The organism is Acidaminococcus massiliensis, from assembly GCF_900095825.1.
In the GTDB taxonomy this organism is placed as follows: domain Bacteria; phylum Bacillota; class Negativicutes; order Acidaminococcales; family Acidaminococcaceae; genus Acidaminococcus; species Acidaminococcus massiliensis.
The window spans coordinates 2,444,860-2,470,075 of the sequence record NZ_LT608315.1; the positions used below are offsets into that span (position 1 = coordinate 2,444,860).

Annotated in this window: 34 protein-coding genes and 2 pseudogenes; 5 read left to right on the top strand and 31 right to left on the bottom strand. The window is 52.0% G+C overall.

The annotated features are described in order from the left end of the window. Positions 1-77 precede the first annotated feature (77 nt). The 20 genes from BQ2657_RS11730 to BQ2657_RS13810 form a co-directional block, all read right to left on the bottom strand. Positions 78-491: a hypothetical protein gene (locus BQ2657_RS11730; protein ID WP_075580778.1), complete on the bottom strand. Its 414-nt coding sequence runs from the start codon at positions 489-491 to the stop codon at positions 78-80. Beyond that, complete coding sequence (locus BQ2657_RS12745; protein WP_083236263.1) at positions 478-927, bottom strand: hypothetical protein; 450 nt, start codon at positions 925-927, stop codon at positions 478-480. The genes BQ2657_RS11730 and BQ2657_RS12745 overlap by 14 nt, the downstream gene beginning before the upstream one ends. A 461-nt stretch (positions 928-1,388) precedes the next feature. After that, on the bottom strand, positions 1,389-2,051 hold the full coding sequence (locus tag BQ2657_RS11740) for a VRR-NUC domain-containing protein (RefSeq protein ID WP_075580779.1): 663 nt from the start codon (positions 2,049-2,051) through the stop codon (positions 1,389-1,391). Continuing rightward, positions 2,048-2,299, bottom strand: a complete 252-nt coding sequence (locus BQ2657_RS11745) for a hypothetical protein (RefSeq protein WP_075580780.1) — start codon at positions 2,297-2,299, stop codon at positions 2,048-2,050. Before BQ2657_RS11745 ends, BQ2657_RS11740 begins: the two co-directional genes overlap by 4 nt. After that, a complete protein-coding gene (locus BQ2657_RS11750) occupies positions 2,296-3,693 on the bottom strand; it encodes a DEAD/DEAH box helicase (protein ID WP_075580781.1) in 1,398 nt (465 codons plus the stop codon). The genes BQ2657_RS11745 and BQ2657_RS11750 overlap by 4 nt, the downstream gene beginning before the upstream one ends. A 3-nt stretch (positions 3,694-3,696) precedes the next feature. Continuing rightward, entirely contained in the window at positions 3,697-3,888 is a 192-nt protein-coding gene (locus tag BQ2657_RS11755) for a hypothetical protein (RefSeq protein WP_075580782.1), read from the bottom strand. A gap of 3 nt (positions 3,889-3,891) precedes the next feature. After that, positions 3,892-4,452, bottom strand: a complete 561-nt coding sequence (locus BQ2657_RS11760; RefSeq protein WP_075580783.1) for a dUTP diphosphatase — start codon at positions 4,450-4,452, stop codon at positions 3,892-3,894. After that, positions 4,436-4,690 (bottom strand): hypothetical protein, encoded by a 255-nt coding sequence (locus tag BQ2657_RS11765; RefSeq protein WP_075580784.1) that lies wholly within the window; start codon positions 4,688-4,690, stop codon positions 4,436-4,438. Before BQ2657_RS11765 ends, BQ2657_RS11760 begins: the two co-directional genes overlap by 17 nt. Then, positions 4,665-4,916, bottom strand: coding sequence for a hypothetical protein (locus BQ2657_RS11770; protein WP_075580785.1), 252 nt, complete (start codon positions 4,914-4,916; stop codon positions 4,665-4,667). Before BQ2657_RS11770 ends, BQ2657_RS11765 begins: the two co-directional genes overlap by 26 nt. After that, on the bottom strand, positions 4,913-5,119 hold the full coding sequence (locus BQ2657_RS11775; protein ID WP_075580786.1) for a hypothetical protein: 207 nt from the start codon (positions 5,117-5,119) through the stop codon (positions 4,913-4,915). The genes BQ2657_RS11770 and BQ2657_RS11775 overlap by 4 nt, the downstream gene beginning before the upstream one ends. A 319-nt stretch (positions 5,120-5,438) precedes the next feature. Beyond that, positions 5,439-8,030 carry a DUF927 domain-containing protein gene (locus tag BQ2657_RS11780; RefSeq protein ID WP_075580787.1) on the bottom strand — a complete coding sequence of 864 codons (2,592 nt, stop codon included), beginning with the start codon at positions 8,028-8,030 and terminating at the stop codon, positions 5,439-5,441. Continuing rightward, complete coding sequence (locus tag BQ2657_RS11785) at positions 8,018-8,593, bottom strand: hypothetical protein (RefSeq protein ID WP_075580788.1); 576 nt, start codon at positions 8,591-8,593, stop codon at positions 8,018-8,020. The genes BQ2657_RS11780 and BQ2657_RS11785 overlap by 13 nt, the downstream gene beginning before the upstream one ends. Beyond that, entirely contained in the window at positions 8,580-9,245 is a 666-nt protein-coding gene (locus BQ2657_RS11790) for a hypothetical protein (protein WP_075580789.1), read from the bottom strand. Before BQ2657_RS11790 ends, BQ2657_RS11785 begins: the two co-directional genes overlap by 14 nt. 2 nt (positions 9,246-9,247) lie before the next feature. Continuing rightward, on the bottom strand, positions 9,248-9,781 hold the full coding sequence (locus BQ2657_RS11795) for a host-nuclease inhibitor Gam family protein (protein WP_075580790.1): 534 nt from the start codon (positions 9,779-9,781) through the stop codon (positions 9,248-9,250). After that, entirely contained in the window at positions 9,774-9,935 is a 162-nt protein-coding gene (locus BQ2657_RS13025; RefSeq protein ID WP_154667115.1) for a hypothetical protein, read from the bottom strand. The genes BQ2657_RS11795 and BQ2657_RS13025 overlap by 8 nt, the downstream gene beginning before the upstream one ends. After that, positions 9,910-10,398: a hypothetical protein gene (locus BQ2657_RS11800; RefSeq protein ID WP_075580791.1), complete on the bottom strand. Its 489-nt coding sequence runs from the start codon at positions 10,396-10,398 to the stop codon at positions 9,910-9,912. Before BQ2657_RS11800 ends, BQ2657_RS13025 begins: the two co-directional genes overlap by 26 nt. Next, positions 10,388-10,657, bottom strand: a complete 270-nt coding sequence (locus tag BQ2657_RS11805) for a helix-turn-helix domain-containing protein (RefSeq protein WP_075580792.1) — start codon at positions 10,655-10,657, stop codon at positions 10,388-10,390. The genes BQ2657_RS11800 and BQ2657_RS11805 overlap by 11 nt, the downstream gene beginning before the upstream one ends. 17 nt (positions 10,658-10,674) lie before the next feature. Then, the gene (locus tag BQ2657_RS11810; protein ID WP_075580793.1) at positions 10,675-11,001 is read right to left on the bottom strand and encodes a hypothetical protein; all 327 of its coding nucleotides are present in this window, start codon (positions 10,999-11,001) and stop codon (positions 10,675-10,677) included. 192 nt (positions 11,002-11,193) lie between these two features. After that, a complete protein-coding gene (locus BQ2657_RS13030) occupies positions 11,194-11,358 on the bottom strand; it encodes a hypothetical protein (protein ID WP_154667116.1) in 165 nt (54 codons plus the stop codon). A gap of 18 nt (positions 11,359-11,376) precedes the next feature. Then, on the bottom strand, positions 11,377-11,601 hold the full coding sequence (locus BQ2657_RS13810; RefSeq protein WP_075580794.1) for a DUF739 family protein: 225 nt from the start codon (positions 11,599-11,601) through the stop codon (positions 11,377-11,379). 147 nt (positions 11,602-11,748) lie between these two features. On the opposite strand from BQ2657_RS13810, the gene BQ2657_RS11820 reads away from it, so the two are divergent. The 3 genes from BQ2657_RS11820 to BQ2657_RS11830 are packed head-to-tail and all read left to right on the top strand — an operon-like array spanning position 11,749 to position 14,209. Continuing rightward, positions 11,749-12,372 (top strand): LexA family protein, encoded by a 624-nt coding sequence (locus tag BQ2657_RS11820; protein ID WP_083236264.1) that lies wholly within the window; start codon positions 11,749-11,751, stop codon positions 12,370-12,372. Between the two features lie 14 nt (positions 12,373-12,386). Beyond that, a complete protein-coding gene (locus BQ2657_RS11825) occupies positions 12,387-13,028 on the top strand; it encodes a hypothetical protein (protein WP_075580795.1) in 642 nt (213 codons plus the stop codon). Between the two features lie 2 nt (positions 13,029-13,030). After that, entirely contained in the window at positions 13,031-14,209 is a 1,179-nt protein-coding gene (locus BQ2657_RS11830; RefSeq protein ID WP_075580796.1) for a site-specific integrase, read from the top strand. Positions 14,210-14,476: 267 nt separating this feature from the next. Here BQ2657_RS11830 and groL read toward each other — a convergent pair whose 3' ends face one another. The 8 genes from groL to metG form a co-directional block, all read right to left on the bottom strand. Next, on the bottom strand, positions 14,477-16,108 hold the full coding sequence (gene groL, locus BQ2657_RS11835; protein ID WP_075580797.1) for a chaperonin GroEL: 1,632 nt from the start codon (positions 16,106-16,108) through the stop codon (positions 14,477-14,479). Positions 16,109-16,181: 73 nt separating this feature from the next. Then, positions 16,182-16,472 carry a co-chaperone GroES gene (gene groES, locus BQ2657_RS11840; RefSeq protein WP_075580798.1) on the bottom strand — a complete coding sequence of 97 codons (291 nt, stop codon included), beginning with the start codon at positions 16,470-16,472 and terminating at the stop codon, positions 16,182-16,184. Between the two features lie 124 nt (positions 16,473-16,596). Beyond that, positions 16,597-16,857, bottom strand: coding sequence for a cysteine-rich small domain-containing protein (locus BQ2657_RS11845; RefSeq protein WP_075580799.1), 261 nt, complete (start codon positions 16,855-16,857; stop codon positions 16,597-16,599). Then, on the bottom strand, positions 16,854-17,708 hold the full coding sequence (gene rsmA / locus BQ2657_RS11850; protein WP_075580800.1) for a 16S rRNA (adenine(1518)-N(6)/adenine(1519)-N(6))-dimethyltransferase RsmA: 855 nt from the start codon (positions 17,706-17,708) through the stop codon (positions 16,854-16,856). Before rsmA ends, BQ2657_RS11845 begins: the two co-directional genes overlap by 4 nt. A gap of 2 nt (positions 17,709-17,710) precedes the next feature. Next, a complete protein-coding gene (rnmV, locus tag BQ2657_RS11855) occupies positions 17,711-18,256 on the bottom strand; it encodes a ribonuclease M5 (RefSeq protein WP_075580801.1) in 546 nt (181 codons plus the stop codon). Between the two features lie 16 nt (positions 18,257-18,272). Next, positions 18,273-19,259, bottom strand: a complete 987-nt coding sequence (locus tag BQ2657_RS11860; protein WP_075580802.1) for a 3D domain-containing protein — start codon at positions 19,257-19,259, stop codon at positions 18,273-18,275. 135 nt (positions 19,260-19,394) lie between these two features. Further along, positions 19,395-20,180 carry a TatD family hydrolase gene (locus tag BQ2657_RS11865; RefSeq protein WP_075580803.1) on the bottom strand — a complete coding sequence of 262 codons (786 nt, stop codon included), beginning with the start codon at positions 20,178-20,180 and terminating at the stop codon, positions 19,395-19,397. A gap of 1 nt (position 20,181) precedes the next feature. Next, positions 20,182-22,134, bottom strand: coding sequence for a methionine--tRNA ligase (metG, locus tag BQ2657_RS11870; protein WP_075580804.1), 1,953 nt, complete (start codon positions 22,132-22,134; stop codon positions 20,182-20,184). A gap of 249 nt (positions 22,135-22,383) precedes the next feature. Here metG and BQ2657_RS13815 point away from each other — a divergent pair. Together BQ2657_RS13815 and BQ2657_RS12930 are read left to right on the top strand one after the other, a co-directional pair. Next, positions 22,384-22,512 (top strand): annotated as a pseudogene (locus BQ2657_RS13815) (DUF1659 domain-containing protein); the annotation flags it as partial. Between the two features lie 73 nt (positions 22,513-22,585). After that, positions 22,586-22,690: pseudogene (locus tag BQ2657_RS12930) on the top strand (YvrJ family protein); the annotation flags it as partial. 127 nt (positions 22,691-22,817) lie between these two features. Here BQ2657_RS12930 and rsmI read toward each other — a convergent pair. The 3 genes from rsmI to BQ2657_RS11890 are packed head-to-tail and all read right to left on the bottom strand — an operon-like array spanning position 22,818 to position 25,214. Then, positions 22,818-23,648: a 16S rRNA (cytidine(1402)-2'-O)-methyltransferase gene (rsmI, locus tag BQ2657_RS11880; protein WP_075580806.1), complete on the bottom strand. Its 831-nt coding sequence runs from the start codon at positions 23,646-23,648 to the stop codon at positions 22,818-22,820. Then, positions 23,638-24,375 (bottom strand): tRNA1(Val) (adenine(37)-N6)-methyltransferase, encoded by a 738-nt coding sequence (locus BQ2657_RS11885; protein WP_075580807.1) that lies wholly within the window; start codon positions 24,373-24,375, stop codon positions 23,638-23,640. Before BQ2657_RS11885 ends, rsmI begins: the two co-directional genes overlap by 11 nt. After that, positions 24,372-25,214, bottom strand: coding sequence for a PSP1 domain-containing protein (locus tag BQ2657_RS11890; protein WP_075580808.1), 843 nt, complete (start codon positions 25,212-25,214; stop codon positions 24,372-24,374). The genes BQ2657_RS11885 and BQ2657_RS11890 overlap by 4 nt, the downstream gene beginning before the upstream one ends. Between the last annotated feature and the right edge of the window lie 2 nt (positions 25,215-25,216).

The following is a 25,216-nucleotide window of genomic DNA, read 5'->3' on the forward strand; positions in this document are numbered from 1 at the left end:
AAAAGCTCTCACCGATATGCAATAGGGGCTGAAAACCATATGAAAGGGATAAACCTACATAATATATTTTACCTCTTTTATGGTCGCCAGTCTACCAACGCTTTGCACAATGCCTCTTTAGCTGCTGCATAATCGCGGCGCAATGTTGTGTATGGTATTTTGATGGTATTGGATATAGTAAGCAGAGGTACGCCATACATACCACGGGTGTATAGCAGATACCTGTAATGCTCGTTGTCAATCCGTTTAACATATCCTTGCATGACCATCAAGTCACGCTTTAACGCTTTAATGCGCTGTGTGTTATCCTCCAGCCTTGCCACATCGTCAGCCATATCATGAGCGGCCCCGCCCTGCACATAGTCGCGGCTGGGGTCAACAGCCGACGGGGAAGAGATAGCGAGGATAAATTCCTTTCGCTCTCCCTCCAGCTCAATCAGGCGGCGCACGATATGGTAAGCCTTATCCAGAAATTGGTCAGCTACGTTCATGGGCTTCTACCACTTCGGCTAATTCTTCCAGACATTTGATGGCCTTACGAATATCTTTACTCCCACCTTTCCTGGGATAACGGTAAAGATATTTAACATTGTCATATATGTACGGTGCTTCTTCCGCGCTGGCGCCCCAGGCCATAATCCGCTGGATTTCCCGGCACTCGATACCGTCCCTCCACGTGTACCGGTCTGCTGCATCGTTGTCGGTGCTCCCAGCCTTGCCAGCTGGCACCCGGCTAGCTGCCGTAATGACGGGGCACTCGTCAAGTATGGACAGCGGCGTGCCGCAGGTGCTCATGTAATGGCAGCGCGGGTCTAAATATTTTTTGTCAGTACTTAATCTAAAAGTACAATAGCTGCACAGTTTGCAAACATCAATATTCGCAACGTGTGCAGGTGGTGCAGGCGGGTTTTGCAATTTATTTTTCATGGTGTATCCTCCTCGTTAAAAAGTCCTCGTAACATTCGCGACCGCAGAAATAAATCTTTTTCCCGCGCCGGTTTTTCGTCCACCATTTCCAGGTCGGAGTGCAGCGGAAAACACCGCCGCACTCGCTGCACGCCCGGAAAACATCAGGTTTTACACACATAATGCCTCCGTCCTAGGTTGTCCTCTGCCAGCCTCTTGCAATGGTCGCCACAAAACCAATAGCGCTTATGTTTGTAATAAAACGTATACGGATATTTGCCCACCAGCGGGACAATAAACTCCTTGCCGCATTTGTCGCAAACATGGCGCCTAGCCTCAATGCTCCCGGCTCTCGTTGTCCCCATCAGATGGCGCGCCCCCAATCCGTGTAACCAGATAACCCGACTACAGCAATAATTGCGGCAACCAGAATATATAAAACGATACCAGCCAGGGCGATTTTTGCCCTCCATTCGTTCATTTTAACCACCCACCTTTGCTAAATAAAATAATTCGTCAGTCAACGGCTTTGCGTATTTTTTAAACATTTTTAGGCTCTCCTGGTAAACGTCCGCGCGCTCGCAGGGAACGATCCGGAGGCCGAATTTAGTATCCTTTTCCAGCCTTGCTCCGCAATCCCGGACGGTAAACAGCGCCTCGAACAGCTCCCGGCAATCGCTGGCATACGTCAATAGCTTTAACCAGAGTTCGGAATCATCCGGCAGCCGTTCCGCGGCTGGGTCCATGACTACCAGCCCCATACCGTCAAAAATAGCATCGTTGACCATCTTTAACGCGTCGTCAACGCTGTAGGCAACGCAGGCCAGGGCGCCTGACGATTTGGCCATATGGATAAACCGAAGCTGCTCTTCCGTCGGTTTGTTTGGTTTTACCTTGACCTCGATAAAAAACATCCGGCCCGTTGTCGGGATGAATCCGGACAGGTCCGGGCGGCCTTTAGGCGCGCCGGTGGAAAACCACCGGCCGTCCTTTGTCTGCACCTTGCCAACATTGATGCGCTCAACGTAGCACCCGCGTTCGGATAAAGCAATTTCAATTTCGTGCATCAGGTCTGTTTCTGTCATGTTTTCCTCCTCCCGGCGCAGGTTGATACAGCCGTTGTCCAAAAGGTCGTGTAAGGTCATGGCTCCACCCCCTCTGGATTAAATATCTGAATAGATAAAACCGATCTTTTTAATTGCTTGTCGTAATAAGTCACCAGTTCCTTTACTGGTTTATCAAGAACATCCTGGACACATCCATACGGCAGGTATGATATGTCATCTTCAAAAATAATCATTCTTTTAGGCTCTAGTGAAAAATTATCAACGTAGTAAATCCGTATCCTTTGATAATTTTTGAGCATTTTTAAAACTTTATTCAGTCTTATCATGCTTTCCGCCTCCTAAACCATCCCTCGTTAAATTTTCGTGCCACGCCCCTATATTTCGGGGGCAGCTCCAAACCCATTTCCGCAGCCTTGTGTAGGCTCCACCCAAATTTATAACCTTTAGCCTTGCGAAAAATTTCCAGTTCCGCAAACGTCTTACAACGTTTATAGTCTCCATACGGGGATTCTTTGATTTCTTCCAGTGTCAGCCCGTCCACCGTTTCCTGCTCCCTGTCCTTATCTCCGCCGCTATTATCCTTTGCGGCCTTAAATTCATATCCGCAATACGGGCAAACAGGCGCCGGTTTAAAAACGTGGAAGCATACCGGGCACTGGGTCACCGTTGTTTCCGCCTGCTTTTTACGCTTTTTAGGCTTGAGGCTCCATTCTCTGTCGTCGTCCGGGAACCCGTGCCTGGTATAGTTGCCCACATGGTCAAGGATTATAGCCTCTTTTTCAGGGTTGCCAGGGTCCGTCCTCATGGGCCGCATGGCCTGCTGGATATACAGCGTCAGGGATTTTGTAGGTCGCAGCAAACATACGGCCTCGCAATCCGGAACGTCAAAACCCTCTCCGAACAAGTCCACGTTGCACAGCACTAGGACACGCCCGGCACGGAAATCGTCAACGATTTTTTGCCGCAATGCTGTTGGCGTCTGTCCGTCCAGGTGTTCCGCGGGTATCCCGGCGGCCTGAAACGCGGCCGCCGTCCCCTTGCTGGATTTAATGCTTGCGCAGTAAACGATAGTCTTTTTACCGTCCGCATAATGCTTCCAGTTTTTTACCGTGTCGCCGAAAATCGCGCCTTTTTCCATCAGCTCCGCCACCTCTTCTGGGGCATAATCTCCGTTGCGGGTGTGCAGTCCCTTTGGGTCGGCCAGGGGCGCGGAATACAGGTGATACGGTGCCAGATAATGGTTATTAATTAACCATTTCGTGCTTACCGACGTTATGAGTTGCTGGAAAACCTTGCCCAGGCCGCCCTCTCCCATCCGCTGCGGTGTCGCCGTAAATCCTACCACCAGGGCTTTTGGAAAATACTCAATGATTTTCTGGTACGTCCTGGATAAAACGTGGTGGGCTTCATCCACGATAATAAGCACGGGCGGGGCCAGGATGCGCAATCGGCGGCTGGCCGTCTGCACCATCATGACACTGCACAGGTCAGGGTCCACGCCTTGCCGGTGCATGGTCCGTTTGATTTGCTCCACCAGCTCCCGCCTGTGGACTAAAAACAGCACCCGCGCCCCGTTGTCCGTAGACGCCCTGGCAATGGTGGCAATGATAACGGATTTACCACCGCCACATCCCAGGACGGCGCACACGCGTTGGTTCCCGCGGTTAATGGCCGTCCTGATATTGTTTACCAGGTCCCTTTGATATGGTCGTAGCTCCATCCGTTAGCCTTCTTCCTTCTTGTTCTCATGCTGCTTTTTGGCGTGCTCTTTCAACCGATTATTTGCCCATCTCAAAAACGCTTCCGCGTCTTTTTTTGCCTCATATCGTTTATAGATTTTTCGGCCTTGTTCATAAATTAAAATGGCCAGTTCAATCGTTGCAAAAATCATCAAAACGTTAAAAACTGTTTGCATGGTTTACTCCTCCCATTCCGGCACGGGATCCGGCTTTGTTTCCGGGAAATCCGTTCGGCCCGTGCTGCCGAAGCCACCGTTGCCCCGCTCTGTTGGTGTCAGTTCGTCTACCTGCACCAGCTCAACCGGCATGTTAAACAGCAGCTGCGCGATACGCTCGCCGTCATAGATTGCGTCCTCCTGCTTCCAGCTAGGGACGTCATAGTCGGGGTCTATCTCACGATACAGCATACAGACCTCTCCGCGGTAATCGCTGTCAATGAGTCCCACACCGATGGGACAAACCAGCATTGTTTTTACTCCCATGCTGGACCTTGCAAGGATAAACGCATGGATACCCTCGGGCATCTCTAGTGCAAACCCTAACGGGGTTTTTGTGGTACATCCGTTAATTCCAGGGATATAATGCAACTTGCGGCCGGAGTCGTAATACTGGTCCTCCCCCGTCCCATCAATCCGTGCGTAACAGTCATAGGCTGCCGCGCCTTTGGTTTTCTTGACGGGCATGTGCCCGCCGGGGAAAACCTTGATTTTTACCACCGGCAATTTAGTCGTTTTTCTCATTTTCCTGCTCCTTTCTCAGCTCATACCGCGCCCGAATCAGTTTCCGGCGCTGCTTGCGGATTTCCGCTATAATCGCGTCGTAATTTCTAATGCAACTATCCGCAACTGATTCTCCTCGTTCCGGAAATGCATCTAAAATATTTAGGTTCAGTTTCATGGCGTCCGCAAAACAATTTATAAATTTCCGTGTATCTACCCACGCGCCGTGTATATTAATCCTTGCCGTTTCCTTGCTCATTTTTTACCTCCTGCGCTATAGCATCCCGCAAACGATACCGCGCCAATCGTAAACGATCAATCGCATCGGCAACTTCATCCTCTGCGTCAAAAAGCCGCTGCACAGAGTCGTTTAATCTTAGATTGTACCCGTGTCGGTATCTCAGGTTCCAATTCAGATCACGGGCAATTTTTTGTGCGTCGTGCATGGCTACCTTGGCGTGGCAAAAAGCCCTTTGGTCAATCATCCCCGTTCCGTCCTTTCTTTGTGCAGCGCCCGGGTCAACGCCAGGATAATCTTATTGTCGCTGTCAATCGTTGCCCCCAGCTTGTGATTTTCAAGCTCTAATTCCTTGATACGTTCCTGCAAGGCTTCGTTTTGACGTTCCAGGTCGTCGATTCTCTCTTCGTCTGCGTCCAGCATTTCGCGCATTTCATCAAATTCGTCCACTTTTTACACCCACTTCCTTGTTTTCCCCAAAATTCCTACATTTTGAATACCAAAATGTAGGAACCGAAAACCCGCATGGATACTAGCTCCACGGTACTTTTCCTACATTCCTACATTTTTTGCAGGAGGGGGTGCCTATATATTTAAATATATCCGGGAAACAGTACTCCACCGGAATTTATTGATATATACGTACCCTTTATATATGTAGGAAATGTAGTAAATGTAGGAAATATAGTATATATATAGGCACCATGCGGGTTTGCGGGTTTCACAAGTTCCTACATCGTTCCTACATTTCCTACATTTCATAATTTCGTCACATTTTACCGGTAACCAAAACTACATAATATGCCTTTGCTCCGCAAATTGATTTGTGCCATAAATACCTCCCATCTTTGGTAAGCAAAATTTTCCCCGTTGCAGCCCACTTTTTCTTAACCGCGGTAAAATTAAATCCTTCGTCGGCCATAAAACGCATTAGCACGGATCTGTTAATACTCACCTCGTTTCCAGTCCGTCCACCCCAGATACGCCCGTCACAGTCCCTGTGCTCCGCATCGTCCTCGTGGGCAACGTAAAATTTATCGGTGTTTTCAGCGATCCAGTCAATGACGGCGGAATATGCACGTTCCGAAACATCAACCTGCTTTTTACTCAGCAAAAACGGGGCAACGTCTTTAACCATTAGGCCAGGGATTTCCGAATTTAAAAAGTAAATCCGGAAAATATCATCCGCAACCATCAGCAGTGCCATGGTCATTGCCTGTTTATCGGTCGTCCCGGTCTTCATCAGCTCCTGGAACGTCAGGTCGTAGGCAGCGCGGACGTCAACCTGCAATGCTTTCTTGATGTATTCCGGGCCCAACGTCCCGTAATGCTCGTTAATCGCCCGGACCACCTGGTTGCCGTGCTCCACCACCGGCCCGTCGCACTCAATCTCAATCACGCGGTTCTTGACGCCGCCGCCGGAATTTTCTCCGGTAACGGGTTCTTCACCGGTAAATATAAATCCAGTGTTCCAGGTTTCCGGCTTTTCCACCCGCCGGTCTGCTGTCATGCGTGCCCGCCCGGTTTTTTCCGTAATACGATATAACAGGCGGTCGTAGCCGTTAAAACGGTCTTTGATGGTTTGCAGTTCGTCGCCGAAAAACGGGATGTTTCGCAATGTGGACGCAATGCCCACCAGGGCGTTGTCCGTCATGTTCATGGTCCGGACCATTGCGCCAAACTGGGGATTTCCCCACACGCTGGCTGCTACCATAATACCCACTGTCTTGCCGCTGCCTGTGCCGCCCCAAAGATGGAACACGTAGGGAAGCCCCTTGATGATTTCCAGCAGCGGGGCAGCCAGGCTTGCGGCAACGGTCAGACGCAGATAGATGTTATCCATCAGCGGCCGCACGATTTTGAGCCATTCTTCTAGGGTGCCTTTTTGCTTGATCGCATTAACCAGAGCATCTCCGGTCGGGCCGGCGTCGATAGTCAGACCGTCCACATACGGGGCAAAACCTCCGTCCTCAGTCCAGCCAAAATGGTCTATAAACGTTTCCCGTGGCATATCCGCCGGGTTCTCCGTTACGCACTCGCTGATATATTTAACCAGATACTGCGCGTTATCCGTCGTAACTTCTAGGCCGTTGTTTGCCAGGTTAACGATACGGTTTTTACTGGCAACGTCGGACCTGTCGGCCGTTACGCTGGACCACTTGCCAGCCTTGTAAAAATCTAGCCGGATACGTTCCTCGCCGGTTTCGGCGTTTACCAAAATACCTGTAGGCAAGGTGGGAATCCTGGAGGCCCATTGATAGGTAAAATCTCCATTGTTTCCCTTTGCGGTCATGCGACGGATCCCTTCATCATCGGCGATCCAGTCACCACACCGTAATGCCAACGGCTGCCCGGTAAAATTGGTAACGTTTTCATTACCCTTTCGCTCCTGTGCCAGCTTGATTCTAGCCGCCTTCAGGTTTTTGTCAAATTCGCGCTTGATTGACAAATCAGACGCCCGGAACATGGCCAGGCTTTCCGCCCGCTGCTGCTGCACCGGGTCGTCAATCTGAATCAGTTTTAACAGAAAATCCTCAGAAATAAGGTCCGCGCGGTCCAGATTTTGGAAATAATCCTCAGAAAATTCCGTTGTTGGAAATTTGTACTCCCGGATTTTTTCCGGGTCGCCTCCGCGCTCCAGGTAATCGGCAACGTCGCCTTTTACAGGGCACTCAGGCCAGATTTCCGGCAGCGGCAGGACCTTTGCCCCGCGTGCCTCCCATGCCTTGCCGTACTCAGCCCCTGGCCCGTCGTTGTCCGGGATAATAACCTTCCGGGTAAACTTTTCTACGGTTTTACGGTCCGTCTCAGACAGGTTCGGACTTTCCGCCCCCGTGTTGGTTGACGTGGCAAGGAATCCCGCGCTGGTCATGGCGTCGGCGCATTTTTCCCCCTCCACGATGTACAGCGTTTCCGTCTTCTTTGCTGCCGTCAACCGGTCAAGGTTGTACAGATTGTTGCAGGGTTTCGGCTTTTTGTAAACCACGGCCCCATCGGGTTTGGTATATAAAAAGCTGAATTTCTTGTGCCCGTCTGCAAATTTTTCCCGGATTTTGCAATAAGCCTCTTTTCCGTCTGGGTTCCGGTAGGTGTAGACAATCCGCTCTATCCGCTTCCCATGGTCTTTTGGCTTTGCTTGGGCAACGGGTGCAGGCGGTTCCCCACCCACGTCCAGGGCCTTTAGCACAGCCGGAAGGGACGCGTGGCATTTATGGCAAAATGCCAGCGTTTTGTCCCCATCCCGATTTATGTACAGATGGTCTTCATCCCCGCACACCGGACACTGCGCCACCAGGGCGCCTCCGCGCTTATGGACGTTATTCAGTTTTCCAAGGATTTCTTCATACGTCAGAACGGACATTCTTCAACGCCCGTCTCGACGGGGGCGGTTGTTGCCGGATTTTCAGCGGCGGGGGAGGGGGCGCCGCTGTCGCTTCCTTTCAGTTTTTTCAGGGACGGGACTTCGAATTTTCCGGCGCGAATATCAGCTGCGGGCAACGTATCTGCGATGTATTGCCGCACCTTGAGCTTGCCGTCTTTATTGATGTATTCTTCCTCGCCGATCACCGCACCGAACGCAAGGCCGTTCAGCGCCGGAGCCTGCTGTTGGTCGGGCAGCGCGTTCCATTGCTCCATAGTCCAGCCGCGGTTCGATTTTTCCAGGGCAATAAGGAAGTGTTTCAGCATCCCCAGGGCCGCGGGTTTATAAGAACGGAACAGCCGGGGGAACGCCCAGTTATTTTCCACGAAATTTTTCTGGTTGTGTCCAGAATACTGGCCCTCTTTGTAGTCCCATTCGATGATGAAATACTGCTTGTCCGGGCGTTCCTCTGCCTTGACAATTTGTAGCACATAGCCGCCGACGGGTGGACGGTTGCCGTTGCCCGTGCTTTCTTCAATGGTCGTCCAGTTAATTTTTTGCATCTTCAGTAACCCCTTTCGTTTCTTTAGCCGGTTCCGCTTTTACGGGTGCCAGGCCGTAAAATTCTCTAATGGCGGTATCAACTGCCTTTAAATCGTTGTCGATTTTATCCGGGAACAGCCCCATGGGTGCTTTGGCCGGGGTGAACCCGTCGGAAACGGTGGTAAACCAGTGTTCCTTCCCGTCCGTTTCGGCCAGTAGCACGATACTGAACAGGCCCTCCACGGTCAGCTGGTTGTCCAGCATTTTCCCGCTTGTCTTTGCCTTGATATATCCGTTTTCGTCCCGGTCGATATGGTGCAGCAGGTAAACGATCACGTCCGGCCCTGTCTGCCGCACAATGAAGTCAATCAGGTTTCGAAAATCCACCGCGCATTGGGTGAATTTACTGTATCCCACGTCTTTAACGTGGTCGAACAGGTAGAACGCCATTAAATATTGACTGTCGTCGATAACGTACGTTTTTAATTTCGGATTTTTTAAAGCGTTTTCGATACCTTCATAACGCACGTTGTTGTACAGCGGTAATTTCTTTCGGAACGGCAGCGGTTTACCGGCAACGTTAAAAACGCCGATTTCGTCTGGGTCGAAATTTCGCAAGCTAGCAGATTTTCCGCTACCGCTGGCACCTAGGATTAAAACAGGCATACCCATTTTTAAATCACCTCGCACACAAATTTGTCCGGCTGTTCGGTCACTGTCACGCCGGGAACGATTTCCCCGTCCGCTGTTACCATGTGGTCACCGTCGGTCTTGCAGGTCTTTTTCAGCTCTGCCCAATCTACGGATTTTTTCACCTTGACAAATTCCGGTGCGCTGGTTTCCGCATATTCCAGCAGGGCCGCGTCGTCCCGGTCAATTTTCGCCGGAACCTTCCGGAATCCGAATTTTCCACCAGGCAGGGAAATGGTCCGTTTCTTTTTCCCGTTCAGGACTTCCTCTGCATATCCGGCGAGCAATGCTTCAAAATGTTCACAATCCCGGTTGTACGGGGCGATGGTGTTTTCCAGCCATTGGTCAAGTTTCCGCTTCTTTGCCTCATAAAACGCCCGGGCGTCCATGATTTCCATCTTTGCCTCGGAAATTTTCTCCAGGCACCAATTCGCCTGGTCGTCGTTTTGCGGCTTCCAGTGTTCCCAGTTCTCAGCCGGTACGGGAGCTGTAAAATCCAGGTAATTAGATTCAAGCATCCTTGTTCACCCCTTCCGTTTTCGCGTCGTCGACTTCCTCAGCAAGGGCTTTTCTCAGGTTCTCAACGTAGGCCGTTGGGACCTCTTTCATGTCCTCAAACCGCGTTTCGTGTGTGTGTAACAGCAGCTCAACGGCTGCACTCTTCAGGTTCATCGACTCCAACCTCCTTTAATAGTGTTTTATAGTCCAGGCCCAAAACCTTGCAGGCTAGATAAATGGTAGATTCAGCAGGGGCGCCGCCGATACTAATCAGATACGCCCATGAGCTTGCGCTCAGCCCTATTTTTGTAGACAGGGTAAAATTTGCGACACATTTAGCAACCCGGGCACGTTCCAGGATTTCTGCGGCTTTTTTGCGCTGTTCCCGGTCCAGGAACGGAAGCTGCATTGGTGCTGTTTTAACCAGGCTGCGCATGGGCACACCGGGCGCGATATAATCACGGATTTTTAAATATTGCCACGGTTCCAGGATGGTGGCCTGGGGCAGCTTTTCCCACCGTGCCAGCCAGCTTGCGTCGTGATCTGCTTGCCTTGCAACCTCCGTAGCTGTAAACCGACGGGAAATTCTGATGTACCGTTCCCAGTCCCGGAAATTGTTTGCCATCTCATTGTCCACCAGCATCACCTCCTTGCTCCAGCCATTCCAGGAAATGCTCCCTGGTGGCCAGGTATTTTTTCCCAATCCGAAAAACCTTCAGCCTCCCGGATTTCATGATTTCCCGCGCTCTGTATTCGCTACAATCCAGGGCGTTCATGACGGCTTCAATATCCAGGACGGACGGCAGCGCCGCCCCGAACGCTGGCCCGCGGAGTTGTGTTTCCAGGTCTTTCACCCGCTGCTCCAGAATGGCAACGCGGGTATCAATGGTTTCCATGGCTTCACCCCTCCCCTTTAATTCATGGTTTCTGTATCATCGCCCAGGACGGCCTCGGCCAGTTTTAAAACACAATGTGCCACCTTGTCCTTATCTTCCGGGTGTTCCTTTATTAATCGTTCAATGTGGGAACCTACGGACGCCAACATGGTTACGGTATCCATGGCCCGGACGACACGGAGACCGTATTTCTCGACTTCCTTTCGGTCGCTTTTGTTGATTTTTCCCGTGTCTTCGGCGCTGCCTAGACGCGTTGCAAAAATCAACGCTTGCTTGAATCCAGCGCCTTGCAATGCACTGGCTGCCAAATCAAAGGCTTGTTTTTCAGTGGTTTCATTTTCCATGGTTTTTCTCCCTTTCGTTCAGTTCGTCGCAGATTTCCCGCGCCTTTGCCCAGTCGTCTTGACGGTATTCGAAAATTGCCAATTTAGGATTGGTTGTTAGGGTTGCCCAAACCGGAAACCCGTCAATATACAATTTTTTCTGGATTGCATATTGACCAAACAGCCTCCTGACAACCCGCCACCTTGCCCGGCTCATGGTTTTGCACACAGCGCACCGGCGATCATAATCAGTACCGCGATGGTCGTTGCTGCCCCGGCAGCCATACCTTTGGCAAATGCTGGCCAGTCCATAAAGTCGACAATAGGGGCCAGTATCGGCGTTAACAGGATTTCTCCAATTCGGTAATCTCGTTTCATGCGGTTTCCTCCTTTTACTCAATTAAATTTAGCAAATATGGTAAAAAAATAATCTGGGATTGCTCTATACGGAATTTTGAGCAATTCACAAGCAAGGATAATCTCTCGTTGTGTCCAATCCACAGCGTTATTTAATTTTAATGAGACCGTCCGTGCGCTAATGCCCATCGCGGTTGCAAACCGTTCCTGTGTATCAAAAACCATTTTGATACGCCCTTTAAGTCGACTATAGTCGAATCGCATTGTTGCCGCCCCCCTTCTTTGCTCAATTTCTTTTAGCAAAGATATAGTAACATTGTTTTTTAAAAAAATCAATAGAAAAGCTCAAAAAAATTTAGCATTTTTTTATTTTCATGGTATAATATTTCTAACGAAAGGAGGAGCCGTATTATGGATGCCTTGGAAACAACCGCTGCCAGGTTAAAGAAAGCATTGAAAATTCGCGAATTAACACAAGCGGATCTTGCTAGAATGACAGGCTTTGGAACTGGAGCAATTTCTCAGTATTGCACTGGGAAAGTAATCCCCCGTCAAAGGGCTTTGTTTACTTTGTCTCAGGCTTTAAATGTTAGCCCCGCGTGGTTAATGGGGGCAAATGTACCAATCGTGCAGGGAGTTGAAAAGCCCCTACTTAAACGCGTACCCATGTTGGGGTATGCGGCAGCGGGCGCGCCCCTAGAGGATATAAACCAGGACACGCCGTATTACGACGTGGATAACCGTTACAAGGTAGATTTTTGCATTACGGTATCCGGCGACTCTATGGTCAACGCGGGCATCAATGACGGGGATATTGTTTTTATCAAGCAGCAGCCAGAGGTAGAGGTCGGCCAGATTGGCTGTTTTGAGATCGACGGAGAGCGGGTATGTCTCAAACGATTTTATAAAACGGATACCGGCGTTATGTTGGTGTCGGAAAATCCGAAATACGCACCCATGGTTTTTAATGTTGATAATTGCCAGGATTTCCGTTGTCTGGGACTGGCCGTACTAAAACAATCCGTTATTAAGTAAAGGAGGCTACTGCCATGAATAAGAAAAAAATCGCTATTACGAGTATCTGTGCCTTAATTGTTTTGGGTGTTTACGCAGCGTCACCTTCCGGAGAAAAATATGTTTTTGAAAATAATAAAATCGTTAAAACGATACAGCTACAAAATAAAAAACAATTAGATGACATAACAGCTGCCTTGAAATCAACAGAAATAGATCCAGAGAAAATAAAATCTTGGAAGACTACAAATCAGTCAGATACAAGTGGCAGGAAATATTATAGTTTTTCGATGGACGGAAAAAGTTACAACTACGGTGTATGGATAAATCCTAACCTTTCAGTCCATTCTGTTATGTTTTCTGGTATAACATTATTCAAAGATGGAAAATTAATAGAAAAAATCTCTGACAATATTCCATCCGAAAAAGAAATGCAACATATGCAAAAGCAGGTCGAAAAAGTAGTGAAAGCAAACCTAAAAACGCCATCTACCGCAAAATTTAGTGATTTTAGGTTTAGGAAGATTCACGGTGTCGGGATCGTAACCGGCTTTGTTGACGCCCAGAATTCTTTTGGTGCTATGATCCGCACCCCTTTTAGTGCGTCGTTTGACTTTAAACAAAACGGAACAATGACCAAAGCGGAAATTGATGGGAACGAGTTAGTAAAGGATTAATCATGGAAATCATCCACTCGCCCAATGGCACCTGGGGCTTCCGCACTGTCGTTGGGCTTGACCCGGCAACGGGCAAACGCAAGCGCGTGTCCCGGTTTGGCTTCCCGCGTCGCAAAGACGCGGAGGCCGCGCTACGGGAAATCCAGGAATCAGTCAAGAAACAACAATATGTACCCGGATCCGCAATCACTTTTGAAGCTTTTGCCGCCGACTGGCTAAAAATCTATAGCCAGCAGGTAAAGGTATCAACGGTCAGGATACGGGAACATAATCTTGCCTGGTTAAATCGTTATTTTGCTAAAATTCCCCTGCAGCAGATAACCAAACGCGATTACCAGATGTTTTTGCTTGACCTCAAAGATAAATTGCAGCCCAACACGATTTGCGGCGTACACGCTACCGCCAAAATGATCTTTAAAAAAGCCAGGGAATTTGAGCTTATTTACAACGATCCGACGGAGTTTGCATCGCCGCCTCGCCCGTCCCGGAAAATTATTGACCCGGAGGCGGACGTACCCCAGTACCTTGAAAAAGCGGACTTGCAACGTTTCCTGGACGAATCCCGAAAACACACCCAGTACGGCGATTACACAGCACTGTTTATGCTGCTGGCCTATACGGGCCTCCGTATAGGGGAAGCCCTTGCCCTGACGTGGGAAGATATTGATCTGGACGCCGCAACGCTCAAAGTAACCAAAACGCTGTATAATCCCGGCAACCGCTATAATGCTTACCAGCTCTTGCCGCCCAAAACGCGGACGTCAGCGCGGATTTTATCGCTGCCCACTCAGTTAGTCGCGGAACTCAAAAAATACCGCCTGGAGGCAACGTCGCGCCGGTTTACGTTTGGGGAATTATGGCATTATCCCCCAGGCTCCCGGGGCGGCTTCGTGTTTACGGCCTTAATGCACCCGGGGTACCCGCTGACCCAGCGCGTAGTCCAGAACCACATAGACCACATACAGGCGGCCATGGTGCCGCCCTTGCCCTGCCGGGTGCATCCTCATATTTTCCGGCACACTCACGCATCATTATTGGCCGAGGCAGGCGTTGACCTGGTGGATATAATGGACCGGTTAGGCCATTCCGATGATACCACAACACGTAAGATTTACTTGCATGTTACAAAACACATGAAACGCCGGGCGGCGGAAAAATTTGCGGAACTCATGGAACGGTAGTCAATCCCCACGTTTTGCCGTCATTTTTCCCATGTTTTTCCCGCCCAGATTTTCACCAGATTTTTACCAGACTTTCACCAGGTTTTTCCTATTTTTCCTACGGTTTCCTATGGTTTCCTATTTTGTATAAAAATAAAACCACCGTGCATAATATACGCGGTGGTTTTATTTGAAATTTTTCTGCCCAATTTCAGCCCAATTTCGGCCCAATTTTATAGGCTTTCGAATACATAAACCTAGGCGTGGTGCAGTTTTTCTGGTTTCTGTTTACATCATCCCGGGCATCCCGCCGCCCATGGCAGGGGCAGGGGCTGCACCTTTCTCAGCCGGTTTGTCAGCTACGACGGCTTCCGTGGTCAGGATCATGGAAGCGATGGAAGCAGCATTCTGGAGAGCACTGCGGGTCACTTTGCAAGGATCCACGATACCTGCTTTGATCATATCCACATATTCTTCCGTAGCAGCGTTGAAGCCGGTGCCTTTGGCAGCCTTCTTCACGGCTTCTACGATCACAGCACCTTCCAGGCCGGCGTTGTTGGCGATTTGCCGTACCGGTGCTTCGATGGCGCGTCTTACGATATCGATACCGGTCTTTTCGTCCCCTTCAGCCTTGGCTTCCAGTTCGTCCAGTACCGGCTGTACCTGCAGCAGAGCAGTGCCGCCGCCGGCTACGATGCCTTCAGCCACAGCAGCACGGGTAGCGTTCAGAGCATCTTCGATACGCAGTTTCTTATCCTTCAGTTCGGTTTCGGTAGCAGCGCCAACCTTGATGACAGCTACGCCACCGGACAGTTTAGCCAGGCGTTCCTGGAGTTTTTCCTTATCGAACTGAGAAGTGGTTTCAGGGATCTGGGCGCGGATGGAAGCGATCCGGTCAGCCACAGCCTGTTTGTCACCGCCGCCGTCCACAATGGTGGTCAGGTCCTTGGTCACCCGAACCTGGCCACAGGTGCCCAGATCTTCCAGGGTAGCGCTGTCCAGTTTCCGGCCTACTTCTTCACTGATCACGGTAGCACCGGTGAGGGTGGCGATATCCTGCAGCATGGCTTTCCGACGGTCGCCGAAGCCAGGAGCCTTCACAGCCACAGCCTTGAAGGTGCCCCGCAGACGGTTCACTACCAAGGTGGCCAGGGCTTCGCCTTCCACGTCTTCAGCAATGATCAGCAGTTCACGCCCTTGCTGCACCACTTTTTCCAGTACAGGCATAATGTCGTTGATCAGAGTGATCTTCCGGTCCGTAATGAAAACGTACGGATTGCTCATGACGGCTTCCATCTTGTCAGGATCCGTTACCATGTAAGGGGAGATATACCCACGGTCGAACTGCATGCCTTTTACGGTTTCCAGAGAAGTATCCATGGTCTTGGATTCTTCTACGGTGATTACGCCGTCATTGCCTACCTTTTCCATGGCATCGGCAATCAGGCCGCCGATTTCTTCGTCGCCAGCGGAAATGGAAGCAACCTGTGCTTTTTCTTCCTTGGTGCTGACGGTCTTAGCGCTCTTCTGGAGTTCATCCACCAGTGCATCGGTGGCTTTCTTGATCCCTTTCTTCAGGACCATGGGGTTGGCACCGGCCACTACGTTCTTCATCCCTTCATGGACGATGGACTGGGCCAGGACCGTAGCCGTGGTGGTCCCATCACCGGCGATGTCGTTGGTCTTGGTAGCTACTTCGCGGACCAGGGCAGCACCCATGTTTTCGAACGGATCTTCCAGTTCGATATCTTTGGCAATGGTCACCCCATCATTGGTGATGGTGGGAGAACCGAATTTCTTTTCCAGGACAACGTTCCGGCCTTTAGGCCCCAGGGTTACCTTTACAGCATCAGCCAGGGCATTGACCCCGCGTTCCAGGCCGCGGCGGGCATCTTCATCAAATTTAATCAGTTTAGCCATTCTAATCGACTCCTTAATTCCAGATAATATACGGTGTGGTATTCTCTACCAGATACGGGACTTCGGAAAGCTTTCAGTCTTCCACGACAGCCAGGATATCGCTGTCTCTGAGGATGATGTAATCTTTCCCATCCAGGGTCACTTCACTGCCGGAGTATTTGGCGAATACCACAACATCTCCCGCCTTCACTTCGGAAGGGACCCGGGTGCCGTTGTCCAACAGACGGCCGGTGCCTACAGCAATGACTTTCCCAGTCTGGGGTTTATCCTTATGAGCCGTATCCGGCAGATAAATCCCGCTGCTGGTCTTTTCTTCTTGTACAATCGGTTCAACTACAACATGGTCATCCAAAGGTTTTAACATTTTACGTATCCCCTTTCATTCTATGAGCAATGGGTTATTTTTGTTTTTATTAGCACTCATTTCACTGGAGTGCTAACTACAGTATCTATAATACCATGTTTCAAAAAAAAATCAAGCCTTTTGACTATTTTTTGTCAAAAGGCCTGAAAACTTTTTTCTGTAAGGTCTGGATCACCCAATCGTAGTTGTCCGGATCATGGGGCAAAAGGCAGCGGCTGCAGTCCTTGTTCCCATCTGCCAGCCGGGTAAACTCTCCTCCGCAGTCTGGGATCAGGTACAAGGGACAGAAGCAGAAAAGACAGCTGAACCGGTCCGAATCCGCTCCTTGGTGGCAGGGAAAGAATTCACACTGCCGATGGGCAAAGGATTTATACCGGCAGCTCATGGTTCCAGGAGCTGCCCATAGGCCACGGCCAGATTTCCAAATTCTTCCATGGAAAGAGATTCCCCTCTCCGTTTGCCGTCGATCCCCCCAGCAGCCAGCAGCTGTTCCACCTGTTCCCCATTGAGGCCCAGGGTCTTCAGGCAGTTGCTGAGCATTTTCCGCCGCTGGGAAAAGGCCGCCTTCACCACTCGGAAGAACAGTTTCGCCGGTACGTCCACTGCCGGATGCTCCCGTTTGTCACAGACCACCACCATGGAATCCACCTTGGGGGCGGGCATAAAATCCCGGGCCGGCACCGGGATGGCCAGCCTCGGCTGGGAATAATACTGCAGGGCCAAGGACAGCGGGCCGTAGTCCTTCCCTCCCGGAGGGGCGATCATCCGCTCCGCCACTTCCTTCTGGACCATCACCACCAGCCTTTGGAGGGGCAGATCCTCTTCCAAAAGGGCAAAGATGATGGGAGTGGTGATGTAATAGGGCAGGTTGGCAGCCACCGTAAAGGGCCGGTGTTCCGTCACTTCCCCCAGATCCACCTTCAGCACGTCCCCAGAGACGATTTCCACATTGTCATACCCTTCCAGGGTCTTGGCCAGCACCGGCAGCAGGTTCCGATCGATTTCCACGCTCTTGACCTGGGCGCCGGTTTCTGCCAGGGCCTGGGTCAGGGTCCCGATCCCCGGTCCGATTTCCAGTACCAAATCTCCGGGACCCACCTGGGCTTCCCGGGCAATCCCCCGGACCACCTGTTCATTGATAAGGAAATTCTGGCCGAATTTCTTTTTAGCCCGGAGCCCAAAGGTATCGAGGATGTACCGGGTCACTTCCCGGCTGGCGATCACTGGATGCAGCATAGTCATTTCCCTTCCCTTGCGATTTCCTCCAGAGCAGCCTGGAATTCCTCCCGGGTCACTCCATAATTGTTCAGCCGATGGACCATCTGTTTGGCATTCCCATAGCCGATGCCCAGAATGGCGCCCAGCCGGTCCCTTCTGGCTACCGCTTCTGACGACCCTGACAGCCCGGAAACAAATAAGTCCCGAGAGGAAAATTCCTTTCGGGGCTCCATTTCCTGGAAACGCACTTTGGACAGGGCTTTCCGGATGGCCTCCGGCCGGGCCTGTTCGATGCCCACATCATGATGGGCCAGAGCCTCTGCCTTGGGCACAAATGCCTGTCCGGCTTTGGGGAAGCGCTCCGTCAGGAATTTCCGGATCCGCTCTCCCGCGCCGTCGGGGTCCGTCAAAATGATGATTCCCCGTTTCCTATAGGCTGCTTCGATCAGGGCCAGGGTATGGGGTGCCAGGGTGAACCCGCCGGTCTCGATGGTTTCAGCATCCACTGCCTTCTTCACCGCCACGGTATCCATCTTGCCTTCTACTACCAGCACTTCTTTCAGCACGATTTTCTCCTGTCTGTCATTCCAAGAAATAAATGGTTACGTCCCGCCGGCCCCAGGAGATGGCATCGCCATAATCTTCCATATAAAGATCGATGGTGTTGCCGTTGATGGCGCCGCCGCAGTCCGCTGCCACTGCAAAACCGTAGCCGGGGATATACATCCGGGTCCCGTAAGGGATCACATCCGGATCCACGGCCACCACCCCATGATAGGGGACTACACCCGTAGAAGTAAGCCCTGTACCGCTGCCTTCTGCCAGAGTGTAGGCAGATGCTTCCACCGTCCGGGCAGAGCGGTAACGGACGAAACCACGGGAGGTTTCGATCATATTCAGGTTGTTTCCCGTACCCACTTCCACAATTTCCGAAACAGGCTCCGTTACGACCTCCGCATGGAGTTCCTGTCTCACAGTCTCACTGCCCACTTTGATTTCCCGATAGGTGACCTTTTCCACCCCGTTCTTGCCGGCAGAGATCACATTCTGTCTGCCCCGGGGCAGGTTGTCATTGTTCCGCATCTCCACTTCATAGGGGATTTCCCGGGTTTCCGTGGCCAGTTTGTTGGTGGGAGAAATGATATGGATGGTCATATCGGGGGTCACTTCCGTATCCAGCCCCGGATAGACCTGGAATCCGCTGTAATCCACTCCCACAGCATTCAGTACATCTCGCACAGTTTTGCGTCCGATGGTATATTCGGTGGTCCTTCCAGCCTTCCACACCTTCACAGGCATTGCGCGCACAACTTCAATAGTGGCTCCGTCGCTGAATTTTTCATCGCCGACTACATCGTAACCGTCGGCCTTCTGAAGAACTACACCGGCTTCTTCCAGGGCACCCTGAACCGTCAGGGCTCTGGTTTTCAGGTTAATCGTCTGTCCGTCCACCTGGATGCTGACGTTTTTCGGCTGGGATGCAAATCCCAGGAAGTTCACGCTGGCAGCCAGCAGCAGAGAAACGACGACCCACTTATAGGGACGCTTAAAAGGTTGTGATTTTCGCAAAATTTCGCCTCCTTAAAGTGCTTGCATCATACCATAAGGAGGCGGATCCTGTCAAAAACGAATTAGTACCAAGTACTAATTTTGAACATTTTCATTTGGGAAATTTGTGACGTTTTTGTAGACTATACACCTGTTTTATAGGGTTTTTACCCTGAAAAACAGCTTTTTCACATTATTTGATGAACTTTCCATGATTTTTTCCGGCGTGGTCCCCCGAAGTGCTGCAGCCCGCTCTGCCACAATGGCGGTATAGAGAGGATTGTTCCGCTTTCCCCGGTAGGGCACGGGAGCCATGTAAGGGGAATCGGTCTCGAAAAGGATCCGATTTTCGGGCACCCGGGCCAGGATGGATCTTACCCCCCGGTCGTTCTTAAAGGTACTGGTGCCTCCAAAGCCCAGGTACCAACCCAAAGACAGTGCCTCTTCCGCCATGGCCCAGTCGCCGGAAAAGCAGTGGAGCACCCCCCGGACGCCTTTTCCTTCTTCCCGGATGATCCGGAGCACGTCTTCATGGGAATCCCGGTCGTGGATGATCACCGGCAGACCGGTTTTCCGGGCCAGGTCCAGCTGGCGGATCAAAAATTCCTGCTGCTGGTCATGGGGAGAGTGTTCATCGTTGTAGTAATCCAGGCCGATTTCCCCGATGGCCACCACCCGAGGATCGGCGCACCAGGCTTCGATCTGTTCCAAGTCTTCCAAGGAGCTGTGGCTGATTTCTTCCGGATGGATCCCTACTGCCGCCCACACGAAGGGATACTGATGGGCCAGATCCAAAGCCATTTGGGAGCTGGGAATATCACAGCCGGGATCGATGATCCCGGCCATGTTTTCTCCAATTGAACGGAGCAGCTCTTCCCTGTCTGTATCGAAATCCTCCACGTCCAGATGGGCATGGGAGTCGAACAAAGGAAGTTTCTTCATTTTATTTCACCTTGCTGCCAGAAGCGATCCCCGGCACTTCCGCCAGCTTCAGGTTCCCCTTTCCGTCAGAGGCGGCCAGCAGCATCCCCCGAGATTCTACGCCCCGGAGTTTGGCCGGCTTCAGGTTGGCGATGACGATTACGTTCTTGCCCGTCAGTTCTTCTTCCTTGTAATAGGGAGCGATGCCGGAAACGATGGTCCGGACTTCGTCCCCCACCTTCACCTCAATCTTCAGCAGCTTGTCCGCGTTGGGCATTTTTTCCGCCTTCTGGATGGTGCCCACCCGCAGGTCCAACTTGCCGAAATCCTCGATGGTGCACTGGTCCGGAGTCACCACACCGGCAGCTTTTTTGTCGGCTTTCTTTTCCTTTTTGGCCGGTTGGGCTTCCTTTTTGGCTTCTGCCGCCTTGTCTTCCTCTTCTTCCTCGATCCGGGGGAAGATGGGCTGGCCCTTGGCCACTTTGGTACCGTCAGGGAAGTTGCCCCAAGCCACGTCATCCAGGTCGAACTGTTCCGGCGTTTCCAGGCCCAGCTGAGCGAAGATCTTGGGCGCGGTGAAGGGCATCATGGAAGAAATCAGGATGGCGATGTTCCGGACCGCGTCCGCCAGGTTGTACATCACCGCTTCCAGCCGTTTGGCCTGAGCAGGATCTTTGGCCAGGATCCAGGGGGTGGTTTCGTCGATGTACTTGTTGGCGGCCCCTACATAGGCCCAGATGGCCTTGATTCCGTCGTTCAGGGCGTACTTATCCATGGCAGCCCGGTAGTTTTTCAGGGTTTCCGCGGCCAGGCTGCGGAACTTCTCATCGGTTTCGTTATCCACCACCGTCTTGTGGACGATGCCTCCGTGGTATTTGTCAATCATGGAAACGGTCCGGTATTGGAGGTTCCCCAGGTCGTTGGCCAAATCGGAGTTGAACCGCTTGATCAGGCCCTTCCGGGAATAGTTCCCGTCACTGCCCAAGTTGATTTCCCGGAGCAGGAAATACCGGACGGCGTCGGCACCGAATTCCTTGATGGGTTCCACCGGATCCACCACATTGCCCTTGGACTTGGACATTTTGTCCCCGTCCACCACCAGCCAGCCGTGGCCGTACACTTCTTTGGGCAGGTCGAAGCCCATGGCCATCAGCATGGCCGGCCAGATAATGGTATGGAACCGGACGATTTCCTTCCCCACCAGGTGAAGATCCGCCGGCCAGAACCGGTTGAACTTCTCCATGTCCTGACCGAAGCCGATGCCAGTGAAGTAGGCCAAGAGGGCATCGAACCACACGTACACCACGTGTTTGGGGTCGAAGGGCACCTGGATGCCCCAGTCGAAGCTGCTCCGGCTGATGCATAGGTCCTCCAGTCCCTGTTTGATGAAGTTGATCATTTCGTTCCGACGGGATACGGGCTGGATGAAATCCGGATGGGCCTCGATGTATTCCAGGATCCGATCCGCATATTTGGACATGCGGAAGAAATAGCTGCTTTCCTTCATCTTTTCTACAGGACGGCCGCAGTCCGGGCAAACGCCTCCGGCTTCTTCCACCTGGTGTTCGGTCCAGAAGGATTCGCAGGGTACACAGTACAGCCCTTCATAATCCTTCTTGTAGATGTCCCCCTGCTCCCAGACTTTTTGGAGCAGTGTCTGGACGGTCTTTTCGTGTTCCGGGCTGGAAGTACGGACGAAGGAGGTGTAGCTGACCCCCAGCATCTCCCACAATTTCTTGAAATCAGCTACAATCTTATCGGTGTATTCGATGGGCTTCACCCCGAAGGATTCCGCTTTCCGCTGGATCTTCAGGCCGTGTTCGTCACTGCCGGTGATGAACTGGACATCAAAGCCGTTGGCCCGTTTGTACCGGGCGATGGTGTCGGCAATGGTGGTGCAGTAGGCATGTCCAATGTGCAGGTCGGCGCTGGGATAGTAAATGGGCGTCGTAATATAAAAAGCAGGTTTCGTCATGGTCATTCCCCTTTAACAAAAAAATAATTCACTGACTATCTATGATATCACAAAAAAGCCAGAGATGCACGGAAAAGGGTCTGTTGGGTATATGTCATGATAAGCAGATCGGACCTGCTGCTTAACCGAACAAAAGCTGACGTCTGACGTCTCAAGGCCCATCAGGGCCGTATCTGACTTCTTGCCAGTCCCCGCCCCCTTACAACTCTCTGACCTGAATCATTTTGTAAACAAAGGAGGAATGCTCACATGGCAGCAACGAAAGACCTGACTGCAGTGACCCTGCAGCTGGAAGTGAAGAATGGGGTAGACAAGAATGACCCGCCCAAATTCAAGGACATCAGCTACGACAACCTGGACACCAAGGCCACAGCGAACCAGCTGACGAAAACGCCGAGGGCTGACCATGGACGACCTGACCCTGCTGGCCGGCTAGGCTGCTCAGTACGGCTTCCCCATGGTCATCGCCTGGTACCTGTTGGTACGGATGGAAGAGAAACTGGAGAACCTGACCCAGAGCATCGAACGGCTGCGCATGGCAGTGAAGATGGAATAGATATAAGCACAGTCCTGTATTTTATTCGAAAGAACCCGTCAGCCACGGGTTCTTTCCATCGGCCAGTGACCAGTGACCAAAAAGGTGCTGTGAAAAAATGATTCATCGTTTTTTCACAGCACCTTTTTCATTCCCTCACCAAGCGATTGTATAATTCTCGTTTGGGCACTTTATACGCCTTGGCCACCTGGGCCAAGGCCTCTTTTTTATCCATGCCCTGTTCCAGCAGGGCTTTCACCGCATCCAGGGGATCCCCCTGGGGCTCCTGTTTCTCCTCTTTTCCCTGTTCCACCACCAGGACGAATTCCCCCCGGGGCGGATTTTCCAGCAGATGCTGCCGGCAGGTGGAAATGGTCCCCCGGAAGAACTCTTCATGGAGCTTAGTCAGTTCCCGGCCCAGGGTCATTTTCCGGTCCCCCCACACTTCTTCCATATCCTGGAGCACATCCAGGATCCGGTGGGGAGCTTCGTAGAGGACCAGGGTGGCCGGGATGTTTTTCCATTCTTCCAGCTTCTCCTTCCGGTTCTTCCGGCTCTTGGGCAAGAAAGCCCCGAAGAAGAAGGGCGTACTGGGCAGGCCGGAAGCCACTAAGGCCGTGAGGCAGGCATTGGCCCCCGGCACAGGGACAACCTGGAACCCAGCGGCAATGGCTTGTTGGGCGATCATTTCCCCCGGGTCCGAGATCCCCGGAAAGCCTGCATCCGTCACCAGGGCAATGTCTTTCCCGGCGGCCAGGGCTTCCAGCAGCACCGGCCCCTGTTTTTCTTTATTGTGTTCATGGTAGCTGAGCAGCTGTCCGTGGATCCCGAAATGAGTCAGCAGCTGTCGGGTATGCCGGGTATCTTCGGCCGCAATCAGGTCTGCTTCCTGGAGCACCCGTACCGCCCGGGGCGTCATATCTTCCAGGTTCCCGATGGGCGTAGCGCACAGATACAGGGTCCCTTTTTCATTTTCCATGGGCTGTATCCCCTTTCAACGCATAATATTCCAATGTCTGCCGGCTGAAGGAACCGTCTTTTTCATACATGCACAGAGGCGGCAGTACCTCCAGTCCCGGCTTCCCTCCCTTGACGAATTCCGCCAGGAAGATCCAGGCCGGCCGGTCCACATAGGCGTGGACCCATTGGAGCCGCTTCAGTTCCAGCTGGTACTGGAGCCCCAATTTCACCGCATCGGTGAACCGCTCCGGCAGCTGGACCAGGGCGAACCGGCCCCGGGTCTTCAGGGCAAAGGAGGCGGCGGCAAAGAAATCTTCCAGAGAGGTCCCCACTTCATGGCAGGCTGCCTGTCCGATCTGCCGTTTCCTTCCCCCGATCCGATAGGGCGGATTGGCAGCCACCAGGTCCATGGCATCGCAGGGCAGTGCCTGCCGATAGTCCCGCAGGTCTGCCACACGGGCTGCTACCCGTCCTTCCATTCCATTGTCCCGGATGCTCCGCTGGAACAGGTCCACCACATGGGGATTGATATCCACTCCCAGGACCTGTTCCGCTCCCCGGTTGGCCAGGAGGAGGCTCACTGCCCCGGTCCCGCAGCCCAGTTCCAGTACGCAGGCCTTCCGTACCAAATGGGGAAAAGCAGCCAGGAACACCGCATCCGTGGTGAAACAGAATTCCCGGGAATCCTGCCAGATCTTGGTGATCCCGTCAGGCAGGCAGTCCAGCCGTTCCGTCCCTCCCGTCATTTCTCGGCTCGGGAAGATTCCACGATTTCATCCCAGGAAACCACGATCCGGTTCCCAGGAGACAGTTCCACCGTCACCGTCTGTTCTCGCCGGCTGATGTTCATGACCATCCCTTCGCCTCCCGGCGTCACCACTTTCATGCCGGGGCGGGGAACCATACCATGTTCCTTTTTCTTTTCCCGCTTTTTGCAGCAGCTGCCGCAGTACAAGTCGCTTTCATATTTCAAGCAGCACAGGAGCCGCCCGCAGATTCCCGAAATCTTTGTGGGATTCAGGGAAAGATTCTGTTCCTTGGCCATTTTGATGGAAACTGGCTCGAAATCCCCCAAAAAGGTGGCACAGCACAGGGGACGTCCGCAGCATCCGATGCCTCCCAGCATCTTGGCTTCATCCCGTACCCCGATCTGCCGCAGTTCGATTCTGGTACGGAACACCGCTGCCAGATCCTTCACCAGTTCCCGGAAGTCGATCCGTCCGTCCGCCGTGAAATAGAAGATGATTTTTCCTACATCAAAGGTATATTCTACATTGACCAGGTGCATGTCCAGCTTCCGAGCTGCGATTTTCTTTTCACAGATAACAAAGGCTTCTTTTTCTTTTCGGTGGTTTTCTTCCACCTTCCGGGTATCCGCTTCCGTAGCTTTGCGGATCACCGTCTTCAGAGGAGAGACGATTTTCCCCTCCTCCACTTCCTGCCGGGGAATCACCACTTCCCCGTATTCAATGCCCCGGGCCGTTTCCACAATGGCATGGTCGCCTTTTGCCAGATCGTATTCTCCCGGAGAGAAATAATAGATTTTGCCGGCCCGTTTGAACCGGATTCCTACAATGGTAACCAATT

What these genes read in the sequence shown, in the direction of transcription:
- BQ2657_RS11745 (WP_075580780.1), bottom strand. Translation starts at nt 2,299, where the DNA reads ATGATAAGACTGAATAAAGTTTTAAAAATGCTCAAAAATTATCAAAGG.
- metG (WP_075580804.1), bottom strand. Translation starts at nt 22,134, where the DNA reads ATGACGAAACCTGCTTTTTATATTACGACGCCCATTTACTATCCCAGC.
- BQ2657_RS11825 (WP_075580795.1), top strand. Translation starts at nt 12,387, where the DNA reads ATGAATAAGAAAAAAATCGCTATTACGAGTATCTGTGCCTTAATTGTT.
- BQ2657_RS11760 (WP_075580783.1), bottom strand. Translation starts at nt 4,452, where the DNA reads ATGAGAAAAACGACTAAATTGCCGGTGGTAAAAATCAAGGTTTTCCCC.
- BQ2657_RS13810 (WP_075580794.1), bottom strand. Translation starts at nt 11,601, where the DNA reads ATGCGATTCGACTATAGTCGACTTAAAGGGCGTATCAAAATGGTTTTT.
- BQ2657_RS11785 (WP_075580788.1), bottom strand. Translation starts at nt 8,593, where the DNA reads ATGCAAAAAATTAACTGGACGACCATTGAAGAAAGCACGGGCAACGGC.
- BQ2657_RS13030 (WP_154667116.1), bottom strand. Translation starts at nt 11,358, where the DNA reads ATGAAACGAGATTACCGAATTGGAGAAATCCTGTTAACGCCGATACTG.
- BQ2657_RS11865 (WP_075580803.1), bottom strand. Translation starts at nt 20,180, where the DNA reads ATGAAGAAACTTCCTTTGTTCGACTCCCATGCCCATCTGGACGTGGAG.
- BQ2657_RS11885 (WP_075580807.1), bottom strand. Translation starts at nt 24,375, where the DNA reads ATGACGGGAGGGACGGAACGGCTGGACTGCCTGCCTGACGGGATCACC.
- rsmA (WP_075580800.1), bottom strand. Translation starts at nt 17,708, where the DNA reads ATGCTGCATCCAGTGATCGCCAGCCGGGAAGTGACCCGGTACATCCTC.
- BQ2657_RS11845 (WP_075580799.1), bottom strand. Translation starts at nt 16,857, where the DNA reads ATGAGCTGCCGGTATAAATCCTTTGCCCATCGGCAGTGTGAATTCTTT.
- groES (WP_075580798.1), bottom strand. Translation starts at nt 16,472, where the DNA reads ATGTTAAAACCTTTGGATGACCATGTTGTAGTTGAACCGATTGTACAA.
- BQ2657_RS11750 (WP_075580781.1), bottom strand. Translation starts at nt 3,693, where the DNA reads ATGGAGCTACGACCATATCAAAGGGACCTGGTAAACAATATCAGGACG.
- BQ2657_RS11765 (WP_075580784.1), bottom strand. Translation starts at nt 4,690, where the DNA reads ATGAGCAAGGAAACGGCAAGGATTAATATACACGGCGCGTGGGTAGAT.
- rsmI (WP_075580806.1), bottom strand. Translation starts at nt 23,648, where the DNA reads ATGGAAAATGAAAAAGGGACCCTGTATCTGTGCGCTACGCCCATCGGG.
- BQ2657_RS11730 (WP_075580778.1), bottom strand. Translation starts at nt 491, where the DNA reads ATGAACGTAGCTGACCAATTTCTGGATAAGGCTTACCATATCGTGCGC.
- BQ2657_RS11805 (WP_075580792.1), bottom strand. Translation starts at nt 10,657, where the DNA reads ATGGAAACCATTGATACCCGCGTTGCCATTCTGGAGCAGCGGGTGAAA.
- BQ2657_RS11795 (WP_075580790.1), bottom strand. Translation starts at nt 9,781, where the DNA reads ATGCTTGAATCTAATTACCTGGATTTTACAGCTCCCGTACCGGCTGAG.
- groL (WP_075580797.1), bottom strand. Translation starts at nt 16,108, where the DNA reads ATGGCTAAACTGATTAAATTTGATGAAGATGCCCGCCGCGGCCTGGAA.
- BQ2657_RS11780 (WP_075580787.1), bottom strand. Translation starts at nt 8,030, where the DNA reads ATGTCCGTTCTGACGTATGAAGAAATCCTTGGAAAACTGAATAACGTC.
- BQ2657_RS11740 (WP_075580779.1), bottom strand. Translation starts at nt 2,051, where the DNA reads ATGACCTTACACGACCTTTTGGACAACGGCTGTATCAACCTGCGCCGG.
- BQ2657_RS11790 (WP_075580789.1), bottom strand. Translation starts at nt 9,245, where the DNA reads ATGGGTATGCCTGTTTTAATCCTAGGTGCCAGCGGTAGCGGAAAATCT.
- BQ2657_RS11770 (WP_075580785.1), bottom strand. Translation starts at nt 4,916, where the DNA reads ATGATTGACCAAAGGGCTTTTTGCCACGCCAAGGTAGCCATGCACGAC.
- BQ2657_RS11830 (WP_075580796.1), top strand. Translation starts at nt 13,031, where the DNA reads ATGGAAATCATCCACTCGCCCAATGGCACCTGGGGCTTCCGCACTGTC.
- BQ2657_RS13025 (WP_154667115.1), bottom strand. Translation starts at nt 9,935, where the DNA reads ATGAACCTGAAGAGTGCAGCCGTTGAGCTGCTGTTACACACACACGAA.
- BQ2657_RS11810 (WP_075580793.1), bottom strand. Translation starts at nt 11,001, where the DNA reads ATGGAAAATGAAACCACTGAAAAACAAGCCTTTGATTTGGCAGCCAGT.
- BQ2657_RS11755 (WP_075580782.1), bottom strand. Translation starts at nt 3,888, where the DNA reads ATGCAAACAGTTTTTAACGTTTTGATGATTTTTGCAACGATTGAACTG.
- BQ2657_RS12745 (WP_083236263.1), bottom strand. Translation starts at nt 927, where the DNA reads ATGAAAAATAAATTGCAAAACCCGCCTGCACCACCTGCACACGTTGCG.
- BQ2657_RS11820 (WP_083236264.1), top strand. Translation starts at nt 11,749, where the DNA reads ATGGATGCCTTGGAAACAACCGCTGCCAGGTTAAAGAAAGCATTGAAA.